The sequence below is a fragment of the Marivirga atlantica genome (assembly GCF_016734805.1).
GTDB lineage: Bacteria > Bacteroidota > Bacteroidia > Cytophagales > Cyclobacteriaceae > Marivirga > Marivirga atlantica.
The window spans coordinates 1,358,582-1,376,390 of sequence record NZ_JAERQG010000001.1; the positions used below are offsets into that span (position 1 = coordinate 1,358,582).

The following is a 17,809-nucleotide window of genomic DNA, read 5'->3' on the forward strand; positions in this document are numbered from 1 at the left end:
CATCTGATCAGCCTTTTTAATTTAAGATTTTGAGGTTTACGCTTCTTGCAGTTCGGACTTTTCTACTTGAGGTAATTTAACCTTGTCTAACAATTCTTCTTCTAGTAAATCTGCCCATGCTTTCATATAAAGCACTACATCTTCCTTAACATTATGTCTTAGCTGTATCCCTTTTTCGCCTAATACCTTTCTTACTTCATGGTTTTTTAGGCGTTCTAATTCAATCATATCATTTCTCTCCAATCCTGATTCCATCATAGAAGAGATGATCTCATCCATTGGCATTTCGGTAATGCCACAAAAATCATTAACCTGCTCGGTCCAGTCTCCTGATTTCCGCATAGCATATTCATGAATTTCTCTTTTGGAAAATTGGGTGAGTTCTTGTGCTAAATGTCCGCAGTTGCATCCGCCCATATGGCCCCACTGATAATTTGAGCCATCCTCTATTTTCTTAGCGGCTTTTCTAATCGCATCAATCAATTTTATGTTTGCTCTAGCCATAATTTTTGCTTTGTGTTTATAACTGAATGTTTTTAGAGAAAGTTTGTTCCTTCCTCTTGAAATATTTAGAAAGCCACAATCTTTTAAATACATGTCGTTTTTAATGAATGATTCTTATTTTTGTGCAAACCTTAAACATAACAAGCTGTTATCAGCTAAAATTATAGATAGATTATGGCATTTAATTTTTTCAAAAAGAAAGATAAAGACACAAGTAAAAAGCAGGATAGATATAAAGAATTAACTGTAAAAGAAGTAATTAAGGCAACTAAAGATGCCATCGTTATTGAATTTGAAAAGCCTGACTGGGAGTTTACCTACACAGCTGGTCAGTTTATAACGCTTATAACTGATATTGAAGGCGAAAGTGTTAGAAGAGCCTACTCGCTTTGTACTTCACCTTTAGTGGATGAATATCCTGCAGTTTCAGTAAAGCGTGTGGAAAATGGTAAGATGTCAAATTTCCTGAATGACAATACCAAAGCCGGTGATACCTTTAAGGTATTAGAGCCAATGGGTAAATTCACGACTGAGGTAGATGCCGAAAAGAAAAGACACCTAATCATGTTTGCCGGAGGTAGTGGTATTACACCAATGATGGGTATTTCAAAGTCTATCCTTCATGCAGAAAATGATAGCATTATCTCATTGATTTATGCCAACAGAAATCTTGAATCAGTCATCTTCAAAAAGGAACTGGATGATTTGCAAGACAAGTTTGAGGGTAGAATGCACATCATTCATGTGCTTGATGATGCACCACTTAACTGGCAGGGTGAATCCGGACTTTTAAATGAAGAAATGCTCAAGAAAATATTCGATCGTATTCCTAGCTGGGGACATGAAAACACGCAGTACCTGATGTGTGGCCCTGAAGGCATGATGAAGAATGTTGAGCAGATGCTTGAATCTTTAAGCATTCCTAAAGACAATGTATACAAAGAAAGCTTTGTTCAGGGTACTATTGATAAAGCCCAAAAAGAGACAACTGAAGGCAGTGGTCAGGATTATGAAGTAACAGTTCTTTTCGATGATGAAGAGCATGTTTTTACTGTTCCTGCTGATAAATCTATTCTGGAAACTGCTTTAGATAAAGATATTGATTTGCCGTTTTCTTGCCAGAGTGGTTTATGTACCGCCTGTAGAGGGAAACTACTTTCAGGTACCATGCATTTGGATGAAGATGAAGGTCTTTCTGATTCTGAAAGAGAAGAAGGTTATGTGTTAACCTGTGTAGGGCATCCTACTTCGCCAGGAGTAAAGATTCAAATCGGGTAACATTTAGTGCTATAAAGAGTAAAATAAGAAGAGGACATGTTCCTCTTTTTTTATGAATGATAACTTATGGAATTTACGATATACAAAAGAATATTTTTACCGGAAGATTTTAAAGTAGAAGACTGGGACGGACTTAAGCCTTATTTCGATCAACTTCTGGAAGCGGAAATCAACTCTGAAGATGAATTGCGGATATGGTTTAAGCAAATGAGTGAATTGGAGGCTGTGGTTTCAGAGGATATGGCATGGCGTTATATAAAAATGACATGCGATACTGCTGATGAAACACTTGCTCAGGCTTACGAGTACTTTGTACGGGAAATTGAACCTCATATGGCTCCTTATTCTGATAAGCTCAATAAAAAGGCATTAGCATCTCCTTATCTCGATGCTTTAAAAAAGGAACCAGGCTTTGATATTATGATTCGTGAGATGGAAAAGGAAGTTAAAATCTTCAGAGAAGAGAATATTCCTTTACAGACTGAAATTGCTAGTAAGAGTCAGAAATATGGAGCCATTTCCGGAGCTATGGATATTACACATGGTGGTAAAGAAATGACATTACAACAGGCGGCTGTTATGTTGCAATCCACTGATCGGGAATTAAGAGAAGAAATTTATACAAAGATTAGCGATAGAAGGCAGCAGGATAAAGATAAGCTGGATGAGCTGTTCAATGAACTTATTGCTCTAAGAACTGAGCTAGCTAAAAACGCTGGCTTTGATAACTTCCGCGATTATATGTTCGCGGCTATGGGCCGTTTTGACTATGCTCCTAAAGATTGCTTTGACTTCCATGATTCTGTACAAACAGAGGTAGTGCCTTTATTGGACGATATTGCCAAAGAGCGAAAGGAGAAGCTAGGTGTAGAAAATTTACGTCCATGGGATAAAGCGGTAGATGTTACCGGTAAGAAAGCTTTAGAACCTTTCCATGGGGCAAAAGACCTTACTAAGAAAACAGTGACTTGCTTTAAAAGGCTCGATCCTTATTTAGGGGAGTGTCTGGAGAAGATGGAGGAAATGGGTCATCTCGATCTTGATTCAAGAAAAGGGAAGGCTCCGGGTGGTTATAATTACCCACTTTCGGAAACAGGTGTGCCTTTCATCTTTATGAATGCTACTTCCACCTTAAGAGATATGGTTACTTTATTGCATGAAGGTGGCCATGCAGTACACTCATTCCTCATGAATGACCTCTCATTGAATAGCTTTAAGGAAACCCCTTCCGAGGTAGCGGAATTAGCTTCCATGAGCATGGAGCTGATTACTATGGATCACTGGGACGTGTTTTTTGATAATGAAGAGGAATTGAAAAGAGCCAAGAAGGAACACCTCGAACAAATTATTGAAACCTTGCCATGGGTAGCTACCATTGATAAATTTCAGCATTGGATTTATGAAAACCCAAATCATACAATTGAAGAGCGCACAGAGGAGTGGAACAGGATATTTGATGCTTTCTCTGATGGTGTAACAGATTGGTCAGGTCTTGAAAAGAAAAAGGATAATATCTGGCAGAAGCAGCTGCATCTGTTTGAGGTACCTTTTTATTACATTGAATATGGCATGGCGCAATTAGGTGCTGTAGCGGTTTGGAAGAACTTTAAAGCAGATAATAAAAAAGGATTGGAAGCTTATATGAATGCCTTGAAATTGGGTTATACTAAATCTATTCCTGAAGTATACGAGGCTGCCAATATCAAATTCGATTTTAGCGAAGAGAACATCAGTAGTCTGATAAATTTTGTTAAAGAGGAAATGGCTAAAATTGATTAAAAACAGAAAAGCTCATAATCTTTACGATTATGAGCTTTTAACATCAATATCTAGTTGGTACTAATTCAAAAAGAACTTAATAAGCCAACAAGCCTTCTATCTCTTTCGCTACTTTTTCGGCATTAGGTAACATGGCATTTTCCCATACTACATTTAAGCCAATAGCAGGTAGGTTTAACGCGCCATAAGCTTTTACTGGTGCATCTAAATGCTCGAAACAATGTTGGTTTAATCGTCCGGCAAGTGACTCGGCAAAAGAATTCATTACCGGTTCCTCGGTAAGCACCAAGCCTCTTCCATGTTTTTTAACACTTTCAGAAATGGTTTCCCAATCTATTGGGTTAAGCGTTCTCAAGTCAATGATTTCTACTTGACCTTCAAACTGCTTGCTGGCTTCCTTAGCCCAGTAAACGCCCATACCATAAGTGATAACTACCATAGATTCGCCAGCATCAATCATTGCCTGATCGGCTTCCTGATCTACTCTGGCTTTGCCCAATGGAATAATATAGTCTTCGTCAGGCTCGAAAGTCTTGGCATCGTCAGTTCCAGGCACTTTAGACCAGTATAAGCCTTTGTGCTCAAAGCAAACTACTGGATTTGGGTCATGGAAAGCTGCCTTTAACAAACCTTTCATATCGGCCGCGTTGGATGGGAATATTACTTTAATTCCCCTAATGTTCAATACTGTTGATTCAATACTGCCAGAATGATAAGGACCACCACCACCATAAGCACCTATCGGAATTCTTATGAGTGATTGAATAGGAAACTGACCATTTGATAGATAACAAGATTTAGAAAGCTCTTCAACCAATTGGTTAATACCAGGCCAGATATAGTCAGCAAATTGAATTTCAACTATGGGTTTAGCACCAACAGCAGACATGCCTGCTGTGCTTCCTACTATGTAAGCTTCCTGAATTGGCGTATTGAAAACGCGCTCGTCACCGTATTTTTTGGCAAGATTAGCTGCTTCACGGAATACACCACCTAGCGTACCGCCAACATCTTGCCCATAAAACAAGGCTTCAGGATTATTTTTTAAGATATCATCAACTGCATGCAAGGCGGCATCTACCATCACGCTTTTTTCAGCGCCTTTTGGTTTTCTTTCTCCTTTTTCTTCAACAATTGGTGTTTCAGCAAACTCATGTAACATCACATCCTCAGGATCAGGATCTGCGGCTTCTACAGCTCGCTCAAATGAATCTTCAGCAATCTTAACACCAGCTTTTGCTAACTTATCAAGTTCCTTTTCTTCAAAACCTGCCTCCACCAAATATTTGTGAAACTTAGGTAATGGATCACCTACTGCATGAATTTCTAAATCATCATCCGTACGATACCATTCCTTACGCACACCTGAAGTATGGTGACCTAATAGCGGACAATTTGCGTGAACCAAAACGGGTCCTTTTCTTTTCCTCACATGGTCAATAGCCTGTTTCATCTTATCGAATGAATCTGCAAAGTCAGAGCCATTTGCCTGAATGCGTTTTAACCCTTTGAAACCTGCGGCAAATTCATAGGCGTTCATGGCCCGCATTTCTGCTCCTGTAGCTGAAATGCCCCAATCATTATCCTGAATCAAATATATGATAGGGAGGTTCTTTAATACTGCCATTTGAAAAGCCTCTGATACTTCCCCTTCAGTAACGGAGCCATCTCCTAAAGAACAAACCACTACAGGTTTTTTGTCTCCTTCAAGTAAGTTTTGTCCTTCCAAATATTTAATAGCATGTGCCATCCCTGTAGCAGGTATTGCCTGCATGCCAGTAGCAGAACTTTGGTGCGGAATGGTTGGCATGCCTTCCCTTTTTAAAGAAGGGTGGTTATAGTAGGTTCTTCCTCCTGAGAAAGGATCATCTTTTTTAGCCATTAGCTGAAGCATCAATTCGTATGGCTCCATACCTATGCCCAACAAGAATGACTCATCACGATAATAAGGCGCAGCGTAATCGATTGCATCCAACTGCATAGAAGCAGCTAGTTGGATAGCTTCATGACCTCTTGAGGTACTATGAACATATTTAGCCGCAACAGGCTTATTTTCATCGTAAATTTCTGCCATTCTTTTGGCAGTGTGCATCAGCTCGTAAGCTTTAAGAAGAATTTCTTTATCTATTTTGGATTTACTTTTCTGACTGGTTTTTGTACTCATTCGGCTTAATTTTCTACCTTCGTTCCACCTCAAAAATAGTTAATTTTGCCCGAAGGCTAAGAGATTATTACACAAATTTGATAATAGGAGAAAAAGCGGTATAAGATGATTTCCAAAGAGAATATTAGCAATTGGTTTCAGGAGTTACAAAGCGATATATGCAATGCCATTGAGAAGGAAGATGGTAAAGGAGAATTTAAAACTGATGAATGGCAACATACCTCTGGCGGTGGAGGTAAATCAAGACTTTTAAGTAATGGAGCAGTGCTTGAAAAAGCTGGAGTGAACTTCTCGGCTGTGAAAGGAGAAGCACCCAAAAGTCTTTTAAATACTCTGGAAGTTGAAGTAGATGATGAACAAACACCTACCTTTTTCGCTACGGGTGTTTCCATTGTCATGCATCCCAAAAGCCCAATGGTTCCTATCATCCATATGAATGTGCGCTACTTTGAATTGAGTAATGGTACTTATTGGTTTGGTGGCGGAATAGATTTAACTCCGCATATTATTGATAAAGAACAAGCCTCATGGTTTCATCAACAATTAAAAAATGCTTGTGACCGGCATGATTTAGATTATTATCCTAACTTCAAAAGCTGGGCCGATGAATACTTTTATCTTCCTCATAGAAATGAAACCAGAGGAATAGGTGGGATATTCTTCGACAGATTGAAAGAGGACAGTAATAAATCGAAAGAAGATGTATTCAAATTTGTTCAGTCAATAGGGGAGAGCTTTGCGCCTGTTTATACGCACCTTATGCAGATTAATAAAGAGAAACTCTTTGAGGAAAAGCATAAGGCATGGCAACTATTAAGAAGAGGCCGATACGTGGAATTTAACTTAGTATGGGATAGAGGAACCAAATTTGGTCTACAAACAGGAGGAAGAACAGAATCCATTTTAATGAGTATGCCACCAACAGCAAATTGGGCATACAATTATCAACATCAGGAAGGTTTTGAGAAAGAAACTGCAAAATTACTAAAGAAGAATATTGATTGGATAAACTAAAGTGATTTACCGAGTTCTAAACAATTTCTTTATATTCATGCAGTGGTTATTTGTTTCCGATATATTCTGGAATCATTGAAAGACCTTTAAATAACCTATTGAACATGAACATTAAAGAAATATTTAAAAATAATCAGGCCTGGGTTAACGAAAAGCTTTCAGTTGATAAAAATTACTTTAGCGATATGTCTAAAGGGCAAAACCCTGAAGTGCTCTACATCGGATGCTCGGACAGTCGGGTTACTGCTGAAGAGTTAATGGGGTTAGGCCCGGGTGATGTTTTTGTACACAGGAATATTGCCAACATGGTGCCTACCACTGATCAAAGTGCCCTTTCAGTAGTGAATTATGCAGTGGAGCATTTAAAAGTAAATCATGTAGTGGTTTGTGGTCATTATTTTTGTGGAGGTGTTAAAGCGGCTATGCAGTCGGCTGATTTAGGAGTTCTAAATCCCTGGTTAAGAAATATTCGGGATGTTTACAGACTTCATAAAAAGGAGCTTGACAGCCTTAGTGATGATGATGAGAAATATAAACGGTTGGTGGAGTTAAATGTGCAGGAGCAATGTACCAATGTTTTAAAAACACCAGAAGTACAAAAAGCTATTAAAGAAAGGAATTTAACAGTTCATGGTTGGGTGTTCGATATACACTCAGGTAAACTTATTGATTTAGAAATTAACTTCGAGCAGATTTTGAATAATATCATGGAGATTTACAGGATTGTATAAGCCATAGATGGTATAAAAGGTTAATTCATAAAAAAAGGTGATTCCATTTTGGATCACCTTTTGTATTATCTAAACGCAATAAAAATTTACTTCTTTAAATCGAAACGATCAAGATTCATCACTTTGTCCCACGCTGCTACAAAGTCGTGAACAAATTTCTCTTTAGCATCGTCAGTAGCATAAACCTCAGCAAGTGCTCTTAACTCTGAATTTGATCCAAAAATTAAATCGTTTCTGGTTCCCGTCCACTTAACTTTACCGGTTTTCCTGTCTTTACCTTCAAAAACTGTTTGCTCGTCATTAGTTGAGTTCCAGGTAGTTCCAAAGTCTAATAAATTCACAAAGAAATCATTCGTCAGTTTACCAGGCGTTTCAGTAAATACACCATGTTTCGATCCATCGTAATTAGCATTCATGGCACGCATACCACCTACTAAAACAGTCATTTCAGGTGCCGTTAATGAAAGCAACTGAGCATGATTGATCAATACTCTTTCGGCAATTGATGCATTGTTTTTATTGGCGAAATTTCTAAAACCATCTACAGCTGGTTCTAAAGGATCAAATGCTTCGGCATCGGTTTGCTCAGCAGTAGCATCGCCTCTTCCAGGGGTGAATGGAACAGTAATATCAAATCCTGCATCTTTTGCAGCTTTCTCAACACCGGCACATCCTGCCAGAACAATTAAATCAGCAATAGATATTTCTTTACCAAAGTCTTTTTTAATAGCTTCTAGTTTGTCAAGAACCTTAGACAATTGAGTAGGATTGTTTACCTCCCAATCTTTTTGAGGTGCTAGCCTGATGCGGCCACCATTTGCACCACCTCTTTTATCTGAGTTCCTGAAAGTAGCCGCTGATCCCCATGCAGTAGTTACTAGTTCGGCAATAGATAAGCCTGAATCAAGCACTTTCTTTTTCAAATCAGCAATATCACTATCACTTAGTTTATAATTAACCTTTGGTATAGGATCTTGCCAGATGAGTTCTTCTTTAGGAACCTCTTCACCCAGGTAGCGATCAATAGGTCCCATATCTCTGTGGGTTAATTTGTACCAAGCTTTGGAATAGGCTTCTGCTAGCTCATCAGGATTTTCATAAAAGTGGCGTGATATTTTTTCATATGCTGGATCTACTTTCAATGAAAGGTCAGTAGTTAGCATAAAAGGAGCGTGCTTCTTGCTCGGGTCATGTGCATCTGGAATTGTACCTTCACCAGCACCATCTTTAGGTTTCCACTGATAAGCACCCCCAGGGCCTTTATGTAATTCCCAATCGTATTTAAAAAGGTTTTCAAAGTAGCCATTACTCCATTTTGTCGGTGTTGCAGTCCATGCACCTTCAATACCGCTGGTAATTGTATCAGCACCTTTTCCAGAACCATGTGAGTTTTTCCATCCCATTGATTGTTCTTCCATACTAGCACCAGCTGGCTCTACCCCCACATGTTTAGTAGGATCGGCCGCACCGTGCGTTTTACCAAATGTATGACCACCTGCTATAAGGGCTACTGTTTCATAATCATTCATAGCCATACGTTTGAATGTCTCCCTAATATAATGTGCAGCTTCGGCAGGATCAGGATTTCCGTTATGGCCTTCAGGATTTACATAAATTAATCCCATATGAGCGGCAGCTAAAGGATTCTCTAAATCTTCTCCTTCATATCTGGCTTTGCTGCCCAGCCATTCTGTTTCAGAGCCCCAATAGATTTCTTCTTCAGGTTGCCAAACATCTTCACGACCACCAGCAAAACCATACATCTCGAGCCCCATAGACTCATGAGCACAGTTGCCTGCTAATATCATTAAATCAGCCCAGGATATTTTCTTGCCATATTTCTTCTTGATTGGCCACAACAATAAGCGCGCTTTATCAAGGTTTGCGTTATCGGGCCAGCTATTTAATGGAGCAAAACGTTGAGTACCTGAACCTGCACCACCACGCCCATCACCAATTCTGTAGGTTCCGGCTGCATGCCAGGCCATTCTAATAAAGAAAGGACCATAATGACCATAATCTGCAGGCCACCAGTCTTGTGAATCAGTCATTAAATCATAGATATCCTGCTTAATAGCTTTTAAATCTAGCTTTTTGAATTCTTCAGCATAGTTGAAATCCTTTTCCATTGGGTCAACCAAGTTGGAATGCTGTCTAAGAACGTCTAGGTTTAGCATGTTTGGCCACCAGTCGCGGTTACGCGGACCGCCACCTGCAATTTCTTCCATTTTTCCGTTATGAAAAGGGCACTTGCTAATGTCGCCCGAGTTGGTTTGGTACGATGCTGTACTCTCGTTTATGTCTCCCATGTTTTAAAAAGTTTATTGGTTTAGTACTTGTAATTTAGTGAAATCGATTATATAATTTTCATCTATATGATTTATGAAGTGATAGATGATTACTATTGTGTTTTTACTATTTATTTAAACAATCATATCGGGTGATTTTTGTTCGTTTCAGGAGCTTATTTATTCAATGATTTTAATCATAAAATAAGCTTTCCCTTCAATTGATTATGAAGTAATTACAAAAGGTGTTTAACCTGAATACAAGCGACATATAATTGTTGAATCATATATTTGATTAGGATTTTCTATATAAATAATGTGGTCCCTAAGCTTTCAACACTCAAAATAAAAACCTTATTATTGTGGCATGCTAGAAACACTCATTCACTGGGACGAAAAATTATTTCTTTTTCTAAATGGCTTACATGCTGATTGGCTAGATCCTATTATGCGTTTTATTACCGGGCGTAATGAATGGATTCCGCTTTACCTGCTAATAATCATCTTAATCATTAGACAGCTTGGGTGGAGGTCTGTATTTATGCTTTTGGGCTTTGGCTTGCTTATTACCTTGGCAGATCAGTCTGCATCAGGTTTCTTTAAACCTTTCTTTGAACGATTAAGGCCATGTCATAATCCCGAAATTGAGCACTTAGTACACACTATTAAGAGGTGTGGAGGTCAATATGGTTTTGCATCCTCACATGCTAGTAATACTTTTGCTCTGGGCACCTTTCTATTTCTGGTCTACAGAAATAAGTGGAGCAAGCTCATGTTGGTTTGGGCTGCAGTAGTTTCTTATTCCCGCATATACGCAGGTGTTCATTACCCAGGAGATATACTAATGGGTGCTATTTTAGGTGTTCTTTCCGCTTTTATAGTGTACTGGTTGTATAAAAAGTTCTTCTACAAAGACCTACAGAAAATTCATGGTCTTGTATAGTTTCTCTTTGTAAGAAGCACCGATAGGAATTGACTTTACTTTGATGTGAATACTCAAATCTTCAATGAAGTCGATCTTTTCTAAATTCACTATGAATGATCTGTGTACCCTTACAAACCGACCTTCTGGTAGTTTCTTTTCTACACCTTTCATGGTATGGTGAACAATATACTTTTTAGCTTCTGTGTTGATAACAACATAGTCGGCAAGTGCTTCAACAAAAAGTATATCTTGTAATCGTAGGTGAATTATTTTACCATCACTTTTGATAAAAATATGCTCCAGATGAGCTTTCTTCTTTCTAAAAGTTTCAATGTTAACTTTGGCCTTATTTACAGCCTGGCTAAATCTATCGTACTCAAAAGGCTTAATTAAATAATCCGTTACTCGCTGATCGAAAGCATCAACAGCATAACTGTCGTTGGCTGTAACTAATATTACTTCGTAACCATTATTCAGACGCTGAACAAGTTCAATCCCTGTCATTTCAGGCATTTGAACATCAAGGAAGATGATGTCTACTTCATGTTCTTCTAAAAGCTCAATGGCCTTTGGGGCACTATCTGCCTCAGTAACCAATTTTAAACCATTAGTTTCTTTGATTTGCTTACTTATATATTGTCTAAAAATCGGGTCGTCATCAACGACCATACAATTTATTTCTGCAGCCATGCTTAATTATTTCTTGTTTAAACCGACAAGTTTATGTACATATTTTCCAATTATATCGAATTCTATGTTCACTTCATCGTTTTTTTTGATTTTTTTAAAATTTGTGTGCTCAAAGGTATAGGGAATAATGGCAACTTTAAAACTGTCATCTGTAACCTCGAAGCAGGTTAGGCTTACACCATTGATACATACTGATCCTTTTTCTACTAAAACATTATCATGGCTATTATAGCTAAATGTAAATAACCAACTACCATCGCTTTCTTCTACACCCATACATTTGCTTTTTGCATCTACGTGTCCTTGAACTATATGACCATCAAGCCGTCCGTTCATTTGCATACAACGCTCAAGGTTTACCAGGTCACCATCTTTAATATTCCCTATATTCGACTTCTTTAATGTTTCGTCAATCGCTACAACAGTATGGGCACCAGGATGCAATTCCGTTACTGTTAAGCATACGCCATTGTGTGATACACTTTGGTCAATTTTTAATTCTTCCGAAATATGACTTTTTATGGTCAATATCAGGTTGCTTTTATCTTTTACAGCCGAAAGCACTTTCCCGGTCTCTTCAATTATTCCTGTAAACATATATCTTGTTTTAGCGCATTTTACTTCTCTTAATTAAAAAGGAAGCCAGCGCTTTTTCTATATTTTCGTTAATATCAATTTTAGTAAGGTCAATCTTATATTGTTGACACTTTAATTCAATTTCTTTGAAATATGCTTCAGATTTTTCCTTGTACCAATCTTTAACATCTGAAGGGTTTAACTTCATTTGATTGCCGCTCTCAAGATCTTCAATCAAATAAGGTCTGTCCTCTAAACCGAGATCAAGCTCTGTTTGTTGGTCATTAATTTGAAAAAACAATACTTCGTGTTTTTTATGCTTTAAATGTTGAATGGCTTGGAAGAACTCATCCAGCTCATTATTGGCAGTGAGCAAATCACTAAAAATAATAACTAGTGAGCGCTTATGTATTTTTTCTGCTACTGTATGAATAGTATCTGCGAGGGCGGTAGTTTTTTGAGAGCTTTCTTGCTCAAGCAAATGTTGAAAGTGGGTGAATAGATTGCGTAAATGCGATTGTGTTGATTTTACTTCAGTAAACAAATCTATTTTATCCGAAAAGCTTATTAGTCCTACAGCATCTCTTTGCTTTTGTAAAAGATAAGAGAGACATGCTGCCGCTAAAACAGCATATTTTATTTTGCCTTTATTTTCTGATGGATAATACATGGAAGAACTATTATCAACCATGATGTATGCTCTTAAATTAGTTTCTTCATCATACTGTTTGGTGAAAAGCTTATCGGTTCTGGCAAACACCTTCCAATCAATATGTTTTGTGCTTTCACCAGTATTATAGAGTCTATGTTCTGCAAATTCAACGGAAAATCCATGAAATGGCGATTTGTGCAAACCCGTAATAAATCCTTCAACTAATTTTTTAGCGAGTAGATCAATATTTGGTAGGTGAGGTAGCTCTTCGAAGGATATCTTCATACGGGTATTGTCTATTTTAAATTAAGGTTATCATTCTTCAATTTGAATGAACCGATTTGCATTTGTGAAATCTATTATACTATATTTAAAATTGTTAATTAAAATTAAACTTAGTAGTTGGCAACATTTTGATGTTGCAATATAGTGAGCTATATGGAAAGAGAACAAGAAGAAATTTTTTCAAAGAAGATTAGAGCAGGTAAGAGGACGTATTTTTTTGACGTAAAAACAACCAGAGCCAACGATTATTATTTGACTATCACCGAAAGTAAGAGGAAATACAAGGAAGATGGTTTCACTTATGAGAAACATAAAATCTTTCTTTACAAAGAAGACTTTAACAAATTTGTGAGCGCATTAACTGAAAGTGTTGACCACATAAAAACAGAGTTGATGCCTGAATTTGACTTTACTGAATTCGATAGGGAATATTCTGAAGAGAAGAGCGACAGCGAAGGCGATAACCTTTCCTGGAATTAAAATAGCAAAAGAGGCCCTTTAAAAGAGGGCCTTTTTTTGTAGCCTTTAAGTATTATCTTAGTGCTGTGAACAGACTTAGACCAATACTTTATTTGCTAGGAAGTGCAGCTGCCATTTACCTTTTTGGGTTGCTGTTTACTGATATTTTAGTTTACCTGGTAATTGCCTTAATTATTACGACCATTTTAAGGCCACTTACCAACTATCTACAGAAGGTTTATTTTTTCGGCTATCAAATTCCAAAGTTTTTAACTATTCTTATTGGATTCGCTAGCCTTATAGGATTTATTGTTTTGTTCATAGGTCTGTTTATACCTTTAGTATCAGAACAGATAAACATCTTAAATAAGCTGGATTATGATGCACTTTATAAAAGTGTGTCAGAACCTATAAGAGCAGTTGAAGCATTCTTAATAGAATCAATTCCTTCAATAGGCGAGAAAGGTTTTATTATTGATACTCTCAGAACCAATATTCTCAACTTTGTTCAGACCTTAGATTTCAGTCTACTCATCAATAATTTCATTTCTTTTACTGGTAGTTTCTTTATAGCCATTTTGGCGGTAACTTTTATCAGTTTCTTCATGCTCTATGAAAAGGGGTTAATAAGAAGAACTTTTATTTCGCTTATCCCTAACAAGTATTTTGAGGTATCTATTGGTGCTATTTACAAAATAGAGAGTCTGTTGTCTAATTACCTATTGGGTTTGCTTTTTCAAATGGTTTCTATATTTACAATTGCATCGGTAGGCCTAAGTATATTTGGTGTTAAATATGCAGTAACTATAGCTGTATTTGCAGCTGTTGCCAATCTTATTCCTTATGCAGGCCCTATTCTAGGTTCGCTCTTTGGTATTATTGTAGGGGTAACTACCGGAGGTCTTTTTGAAATGAACAATGAATTACTCTTTCTACTAGTTAAGATAGTATCAGTATTTGCGGTTGTTCAAATCACTGATAATATTGTTCTACAACCGCTTATTTTCTCAAAAAGTGTAAAAGCTCACCCATTAGAAATTTTTGTTATTATCTTTGCGGGCGCATCCCTGGCAGGGGTAGTGGGTATGATTGCCGCTATTCCAGCTTACACAGTTATCCGCGTGGTATTTGTGGAGCTTTATAAAGGGTATAGCCAGTATAAGATTTTTCAGAATTAAATATTACTATAGATGGGTTTAAGATGTGGTATTGTAGGCCTTCCGAATGTTGGGAAGTCAACTTTGTTCAACGCATTATCTAACGCAAAGGCAGAAGCTGCCAACTTTCCTTTTTGTACCATTGAACCAAACGTTGGTGTTATCAGTGTTCCTGATGAGCGCTTAGAAATTCTAGAAGAGTTGGTGAATCCGGAAAAGGTTATTCCTACTATCATTGAATTCGTTGACATTGCTGGGCTAGTAGAAGGTGCTAGTAAAGGTGAAGGACTAGGGAATAAATTTTTAGCCAATATTCGTGAAGTAGACGCCATTGTACATGTAGTTCGCTGCTTCGAGGATGATAATATAACACACGTAGCAGGCCGGGTAAATCCTATTGCTGATAAAGATATTATTGATACCGAGCTTCAGCTTAAAGATCTTGATTCTGTTGAAAAGAAGATTCAGAAAACTGAAAAAGTAGCAAAATCTGGAGATGCTAAAGCGAGAGCTGAACTCGCAATTCTTAACAAGTATAAGGAAGCCCTTGAGTCTGGTAAAAATGCACGAACGCTCGATTTGAGCAAAGAAGAAAAAGAGCCGGTTCGAGATTTGATGTTGTTGACCGATAAGCCAGTTATTTATGTAACTAATGTGGAAGAGTCAGCAGCTGTAAATGGCAACAAATTCGTTGAAGAGTTTAAAGAGCATGTGAAGGATGAGAATGCAGAAGTAATTATTGTAAGCGCAGCTATTGAAGCTCAAATAGCTGAGTTCGATGATGAAGAAGAAAAAGAAATGTTTCTTGATGAGTATGGTTTGAAGGAATCAGGCTTAAACAAACTTATAAGAGCTTCCTATTCAATATTAGATTTAATTACCTACTTCACAGCTGGTAAGCAAGAAGTTAGAGCATGGACTATCAAAAAAGGGTGGAAAGCTCCTGCTGCTGCGGGTGTTATACATACTGATTTTGAAAAAGGCTTTATTAAGGCTGAGGTTATAAAGCTCGAAAATTATCAGAAATATAAAACAGAGCATGCCTGTAAAGAGGCCGGAAAAATGGCTATTGAAGGAAAAGAATATGTTGTACAGGATGGTGATATAATGCACTTCAGGTTCAATGTCTGATTTTTTTCATTATTTATTAAACAATAGCAGCTACCTTATTGTCTACTTGCAAAATTGTATGGTTTGCGAGTAAGGTTGATATTTGAAAATAAGGAAAAGGGGGCTTCAGTTCCATTTCATCACCAGTATTATTTATACAGGCTCTTCAAAGGTTTGGTAAGTAAGTGTGGTGATGATGATTTAAGGAATTTTAAGAATTACAATTTTTCAGGACTCAAAGGGCAAACCAAGGTTAGTAAGAGTGGTTTGCACTTCTACAGTAATAAAATTACAATAGTTTTTTCTTGTGAGAATAAAGAGTTTATAGACTCGCTAATTCAAACAATATTTTCTTTTGAAGCACTTAAAGTTCGAAATCTGGTGTTAAAGCCATTGTCCGTTGAGCTTGAGCCGGAGATAACTTTCAAAGAGGAAATGAACTATATCTGTATTTCACCTATCATTCTTTTATCTCCTGAATTTTCTGATGATTCAGCGAAAGAATTTATTCATCCACAATCAATAGAATTTTCCGAATTACTGGCACAGAGAATTTCAGATGGTTTGAATGGGAAAGATCTTGGAGGTGATATAGAATTTCAGCCTGATGAGGATTATGTTGAAAGGATTGAGAGCCACGGTAAAAAATATTCACGGGTATATCCATTATATGATCAGGATGTACCTTTTGAAGTAAGAGGATATACTTTACCCTTCACTCTGAAAGCTCCTGTCGAAGTACAAAAACATATTTTCAACAACGGTCTTGGCTTATTTAATAATAAAGGCTTCGGTATGGTTGACCTAACTAATATTGAACCTGGTACTGAAACAACTACCTATTTTGACGGGCACTTCGTGAGTTAAAGTGCGTATAGCCAATTAACTGATCATATCTTAATTGTGGATTGCTATAATAAATAGCGATATCATATTCATTCTCGGTATCTACATAACTACCTTCATATTCATAATGTGGAGCTTCCTTGCTGTAGTATAAATACTCTAAATAGCCTTGTTTTAAGAGGTATGAATTTTCATATATACCGGTTAAAGTGTTGAATTTAAGTCTGCTCTTGCTATTGATCTCCCAGTTATTGAATTCACCAACAATATAGATGGGTTCATCCTGCTGTGCTACATCTAGGCGAAAAGTTACATCAATGTAATCGTTCACTAATTCATCAGTTTGTCTTTCTCTATTGCCAATTAAGAATTTACCGTTTCTATCTTCCCATTCCCTGTAAGCCTGATTAGAACGGTCAGTATCTTTTCCCGCAATCATACTAATAGGAGAGCTCTCTTTATTGATTGAGGCAATATTAGTGCCTCTGAAGTTTACCGTTGAAATATCAATAAATCGGAATTCATTGCTTCCAGGGAAGTTTAGCTGGCCATCGAAAAAAGAATAAATAAGTTTGTCAGATTCAATATGGCGTGGACTCTGTAAATATTTAGCGTTTAGCTCATTATTGTTTTGTCTAACTACCGGATATATGTCCGATCCTCTATTTAAAATATTAGCTCCATTCAAATTAACTTCAAACTCGACTTCTTGCATATTTCTTCTATTCTTCACAAGATTAGATGGTACAATCTTATAACTTATTTGCGTTAAATTTTCGTAGACTCTAAATCTTTCACTTAGCACAATATCTTCAGAGTTGCTACCTCGGTATACTACTAGTAAATAGTTACCAGTCACTTTTACTTGAGGTAGCTGAAGGCTATAGTGGATATAGGGAACTTTGGTATCAAAAGAATACTCATAATTTCTAATGGCAAACTGATTATATTCTCCCAAATAATTCATTGGGAGTACATGGCTCTTTTTCGTCCAATCTTTATTTACATGTATAATTTTAGCCTGATATAATTGCTGCTGATTACTTAAATCATCAAATGTCAAGAATAGGCCCTCATTTTTATCCAATTGAATGGTTGGATTGTTAAGAGCTACCTGTTGCTCACCTTCAAAGCGAAACAACTGAACCGTTTTAATATCAGGGTCATAAGTGGTATTTTCGAAGCGTAGTTGTGGGTAATTAGCTGAGGATGAATTACTACTTGTCGGTTGAACAGGAACACAACTTTGGATGAAAATTAAAAAAGTAAATAAAAGTAATCGATAAAAATTTTCTCTGATTCCAACCATATATTGTTAATTTGGGTCTAAAGATAAGAGAATCCGAAAGGT

Annotated in this window: 16 protein-coding genes; 9 read left to right on the plus strand and 7 right to left on the minus strand. The window is 37.1% G+C overall.

Annotated elements, in window-relative coordinates; all coding sequences use genetic code 11:
- Positions 1–36: 36 nt before the first annotated feature.
- Positions 37–504 (minus strand): hypothetical protein, encoded by a 468-nt coding sequence (locus tag JKP34_RS06090; RefSeq protein ID WP_201918738.1) that lies wholly within the window; start codon positions 502–504, stop codon positions 37–39.
- Between the two features lie 174 nt (positions 505–678).
- Between JKP34_RS06090 and JKP34_RS06095 the strand changes: the two genes are divergently transcribed.
- Positions 679–1,782 carry a 2Fe-2S iron-sulfur cluster-binding protein gene (locus JKP34_RS06095; protein ID WP_201918740.1) on the plus strand — a complete coding sequence of 368 codons (1,104 nt, stop codon included), beginning with the start codon at positions 679–681 and terminating at the stop codon, positions 1,780–1,782.
- A 66-nt stretch (positions 1,783–1,848) separates the two neighbouring features.
- Positions 1,849–3,561, plus strand: a complete 1,713-nt coding sequence (locus JKP34_RS06100) for a M3 family oligoendopeptidase (protein ID WP_201918743.1) — start codon at positions 1,849–1,851, stop codon at positions 3,559–3,561.
- 76 nt (positions 3,562–3,637) lie between these two features.
- Here the strand turns inward: JKP34_RS06100 and JKP34_RS06105 are convergent, their stop codons facing one another.
- Entirely contained in the window at positions 3,638–5,725 is a 2,088-nt protein-coding gene (locus JKP34_RS06105; RefSeq protein WP_201918745.1) for an alpha-ketoacid dehydrogenase subunit alpha/beta, read from the minus strand.
- Between the two features lie 105 nt (positions 5,726–5,830).
- Here JKP34_RS06105 and hemF point away from each other — a divergent pair, with 105 nt between their 5' ends.
- Both hemF and JKP34_RS06115 read left to right on the plus strand, forming a co-directional pair.
- Positions 5,831–6,739 (plus strand): oxygen-dependent coproporphyrinogen oxidase, encoded by a 909-nt coding sequence (hemF, locus tag JKP34_RS06110; protein ID WP_201918747.1) that lies wholly within the window; start codon positions 5,831–5,833, stop codon positions 6,737–6,739.
- A gap of 104 nt (positions 6,740–6,843) precedes the next feature.
- Positions 6,844–7,470, plus strand: a complete 627-nt coding sequence (locus JKP34_RS06115; RefSeq protein ID WP_201918749.1) for a carbonic anhydrase — start codon at positions 6,844–6,846, stop codon at positions 7,468–7,470.
- Between the two features lie 86 nt (positions 7,471–7,556).
- On the opposite strand, the gene katG is transcribed toward JKP34_RS06115, so the two are convergent.
- Positions 7,557–9,779: a catalase/peroxidase HPI gene (gene katG, locus JKP34_RS06120; protein WP_201918751.1), complete on the minus strand. Its 2,223-nt coding sequence runs from the start codon at positions 9,777–9,779 to the stop codon at positions 7,557–7,559.
- Positions 9,780–10,125: 346 nt separating this feature from the next.
- On the opposite strand from katG, the gene JKP34_RS06125 reads away from it, so the two are divergent.
- Complete coding sequence (locus tag JKP34_RS06125) at positions 10,126–10,701, plus strand: phosphatase PAP2 family protein (RefSeq protein ID WP_201918753.1); 576 nt, start codon at positions 10,126–10,128, stop codon at positions 10,699–10,701.
- On the opposite strand, the gene JKP34_RS06130 is transcribed toward JKP34_RS06125, so the two are convergent.
- Genes JKP34_RS06130 through JKP34_RS06140 form a run of 3 tightly spaced genes read right to left on the minus strand, consistent with a single transcriptional unit; the run spans position 10,675 to position 12,886 of the window.
- Positions 10,675–11,373 carry a LytR/AlgR family response regulator transcription factor gene (locus tag JKP34_RS06130; RefSeq protein WP_201918755.1) on the minus strand — a complete coding sequence of 233 codons (699 nt, stop codon included), beginning with the start codon at positions 11,371–11,373 and terminating at the stop codon, positions 10,675–10,677. The genes JKP34_RS06125 and JKP34_RS06130 overlap by 27 nt on opposite strands.
- A 6-nt stretch (positions 11,374–11,379) precedes the next feature.
- Positions 11,380–11,970 carry a riboflavin synthase gene (locus tag JKP34_RS06135; RefSeq protein ID WP_201918757.1) on the minus strand — a complete coding sequence of 197 codons (591 nt, stop codon included), beginning with the start codon at positions 11,968–11,970 and terminating at the stop codon, positions 11,380–11,382.
- Between the two features lie 10 nt (positions 11,971–11,980).
- A complete protein-coding gene (locus JKP34_RS06140) occupies positions 11,981–12,886 on the minus strand; it encodes a DUF58 domain-containing protein (RefSeq protein ID WP_201918759.1) in 906 nt (301 codons plus the stop codon).
- A gap of 153 nt (positions 12,887–13,039) precedes the next feature.
- On the opposite strand from JKP34_RS06140, the gene JKP34_RS06145 reads away from it, so the two are divergent.
- The 4 genes from JKP34_RS06145 to cas6 all read left to right on the plus strand — a co-directional run bounded on the left by JKP34_RS06145 (position 13,040) and on the right by cas6 (position 16,479).
- Positions 13,040–13,366: a DUF3276 family protein gene (locus tag JKP34_RS06145; protein WP_201918761.1), complete on the plus strand. Its 327-nt coding sequence runs from the start codon at positions 13,040–13,042 to the stop codon at positions 13,364–13,366.
- Between the two features lie 65 nt (positions 13,367–13,431).
- The gene (locus JKP34_RS06150) at positions 13,432–14,523 is read left to right on the plus strand and encodes an AI-2E family transporter (protein ID WP_201918763.1); all 1,092 of its coding nucleotides are present in this window, start codon (positions 13,432–13,434) and stop codon (positions 14,521–14,523) included.
- Positions 14,524–14,535: 12 nt separating this feature from the next.
- Positions 14,536–15,633, plus strand: coding sequence for a redox-regulated ATPase YchF (ychF, locus tag JKP34_RS06155; protein ID WP_201918765.1), 1,098 nt, complete (start codon positions 14,536–14,538; stop codon positions 15,631–15,633).
- Positions 15,634–15,696: 63 nt separating this feature from the next.
- A complete protein-coding gene (gene cas6, locus JKP34_RS06160) occupies positions 15,697–16,479 on the plus strand; it encodes a CRISPR-associated endoribonuclease Cas6 (protein ID WP_201918767.1) in 783 nt (260 codons plus the stop codon).
- On the opposite strand, the gene JKP34_RS06165 is transcribed toward cas6, so the two are convergent.
- A complete protein-coding gene (locus JKP34_RS06165) occupies positions 16,448–17,767 on the minus strand; it encodes a type IX secretion system plug protein (RefSeq protein ID WP_201918769.1) in 1,320 nt (439 codons plus the stop codon). The two genes, cas6 and JKP34_RS06165, sit on opposite strands and share 32 nt — an antisense overlap.
- Positions 17,768–17,809 lie beyond the last annotated feature (42 nt).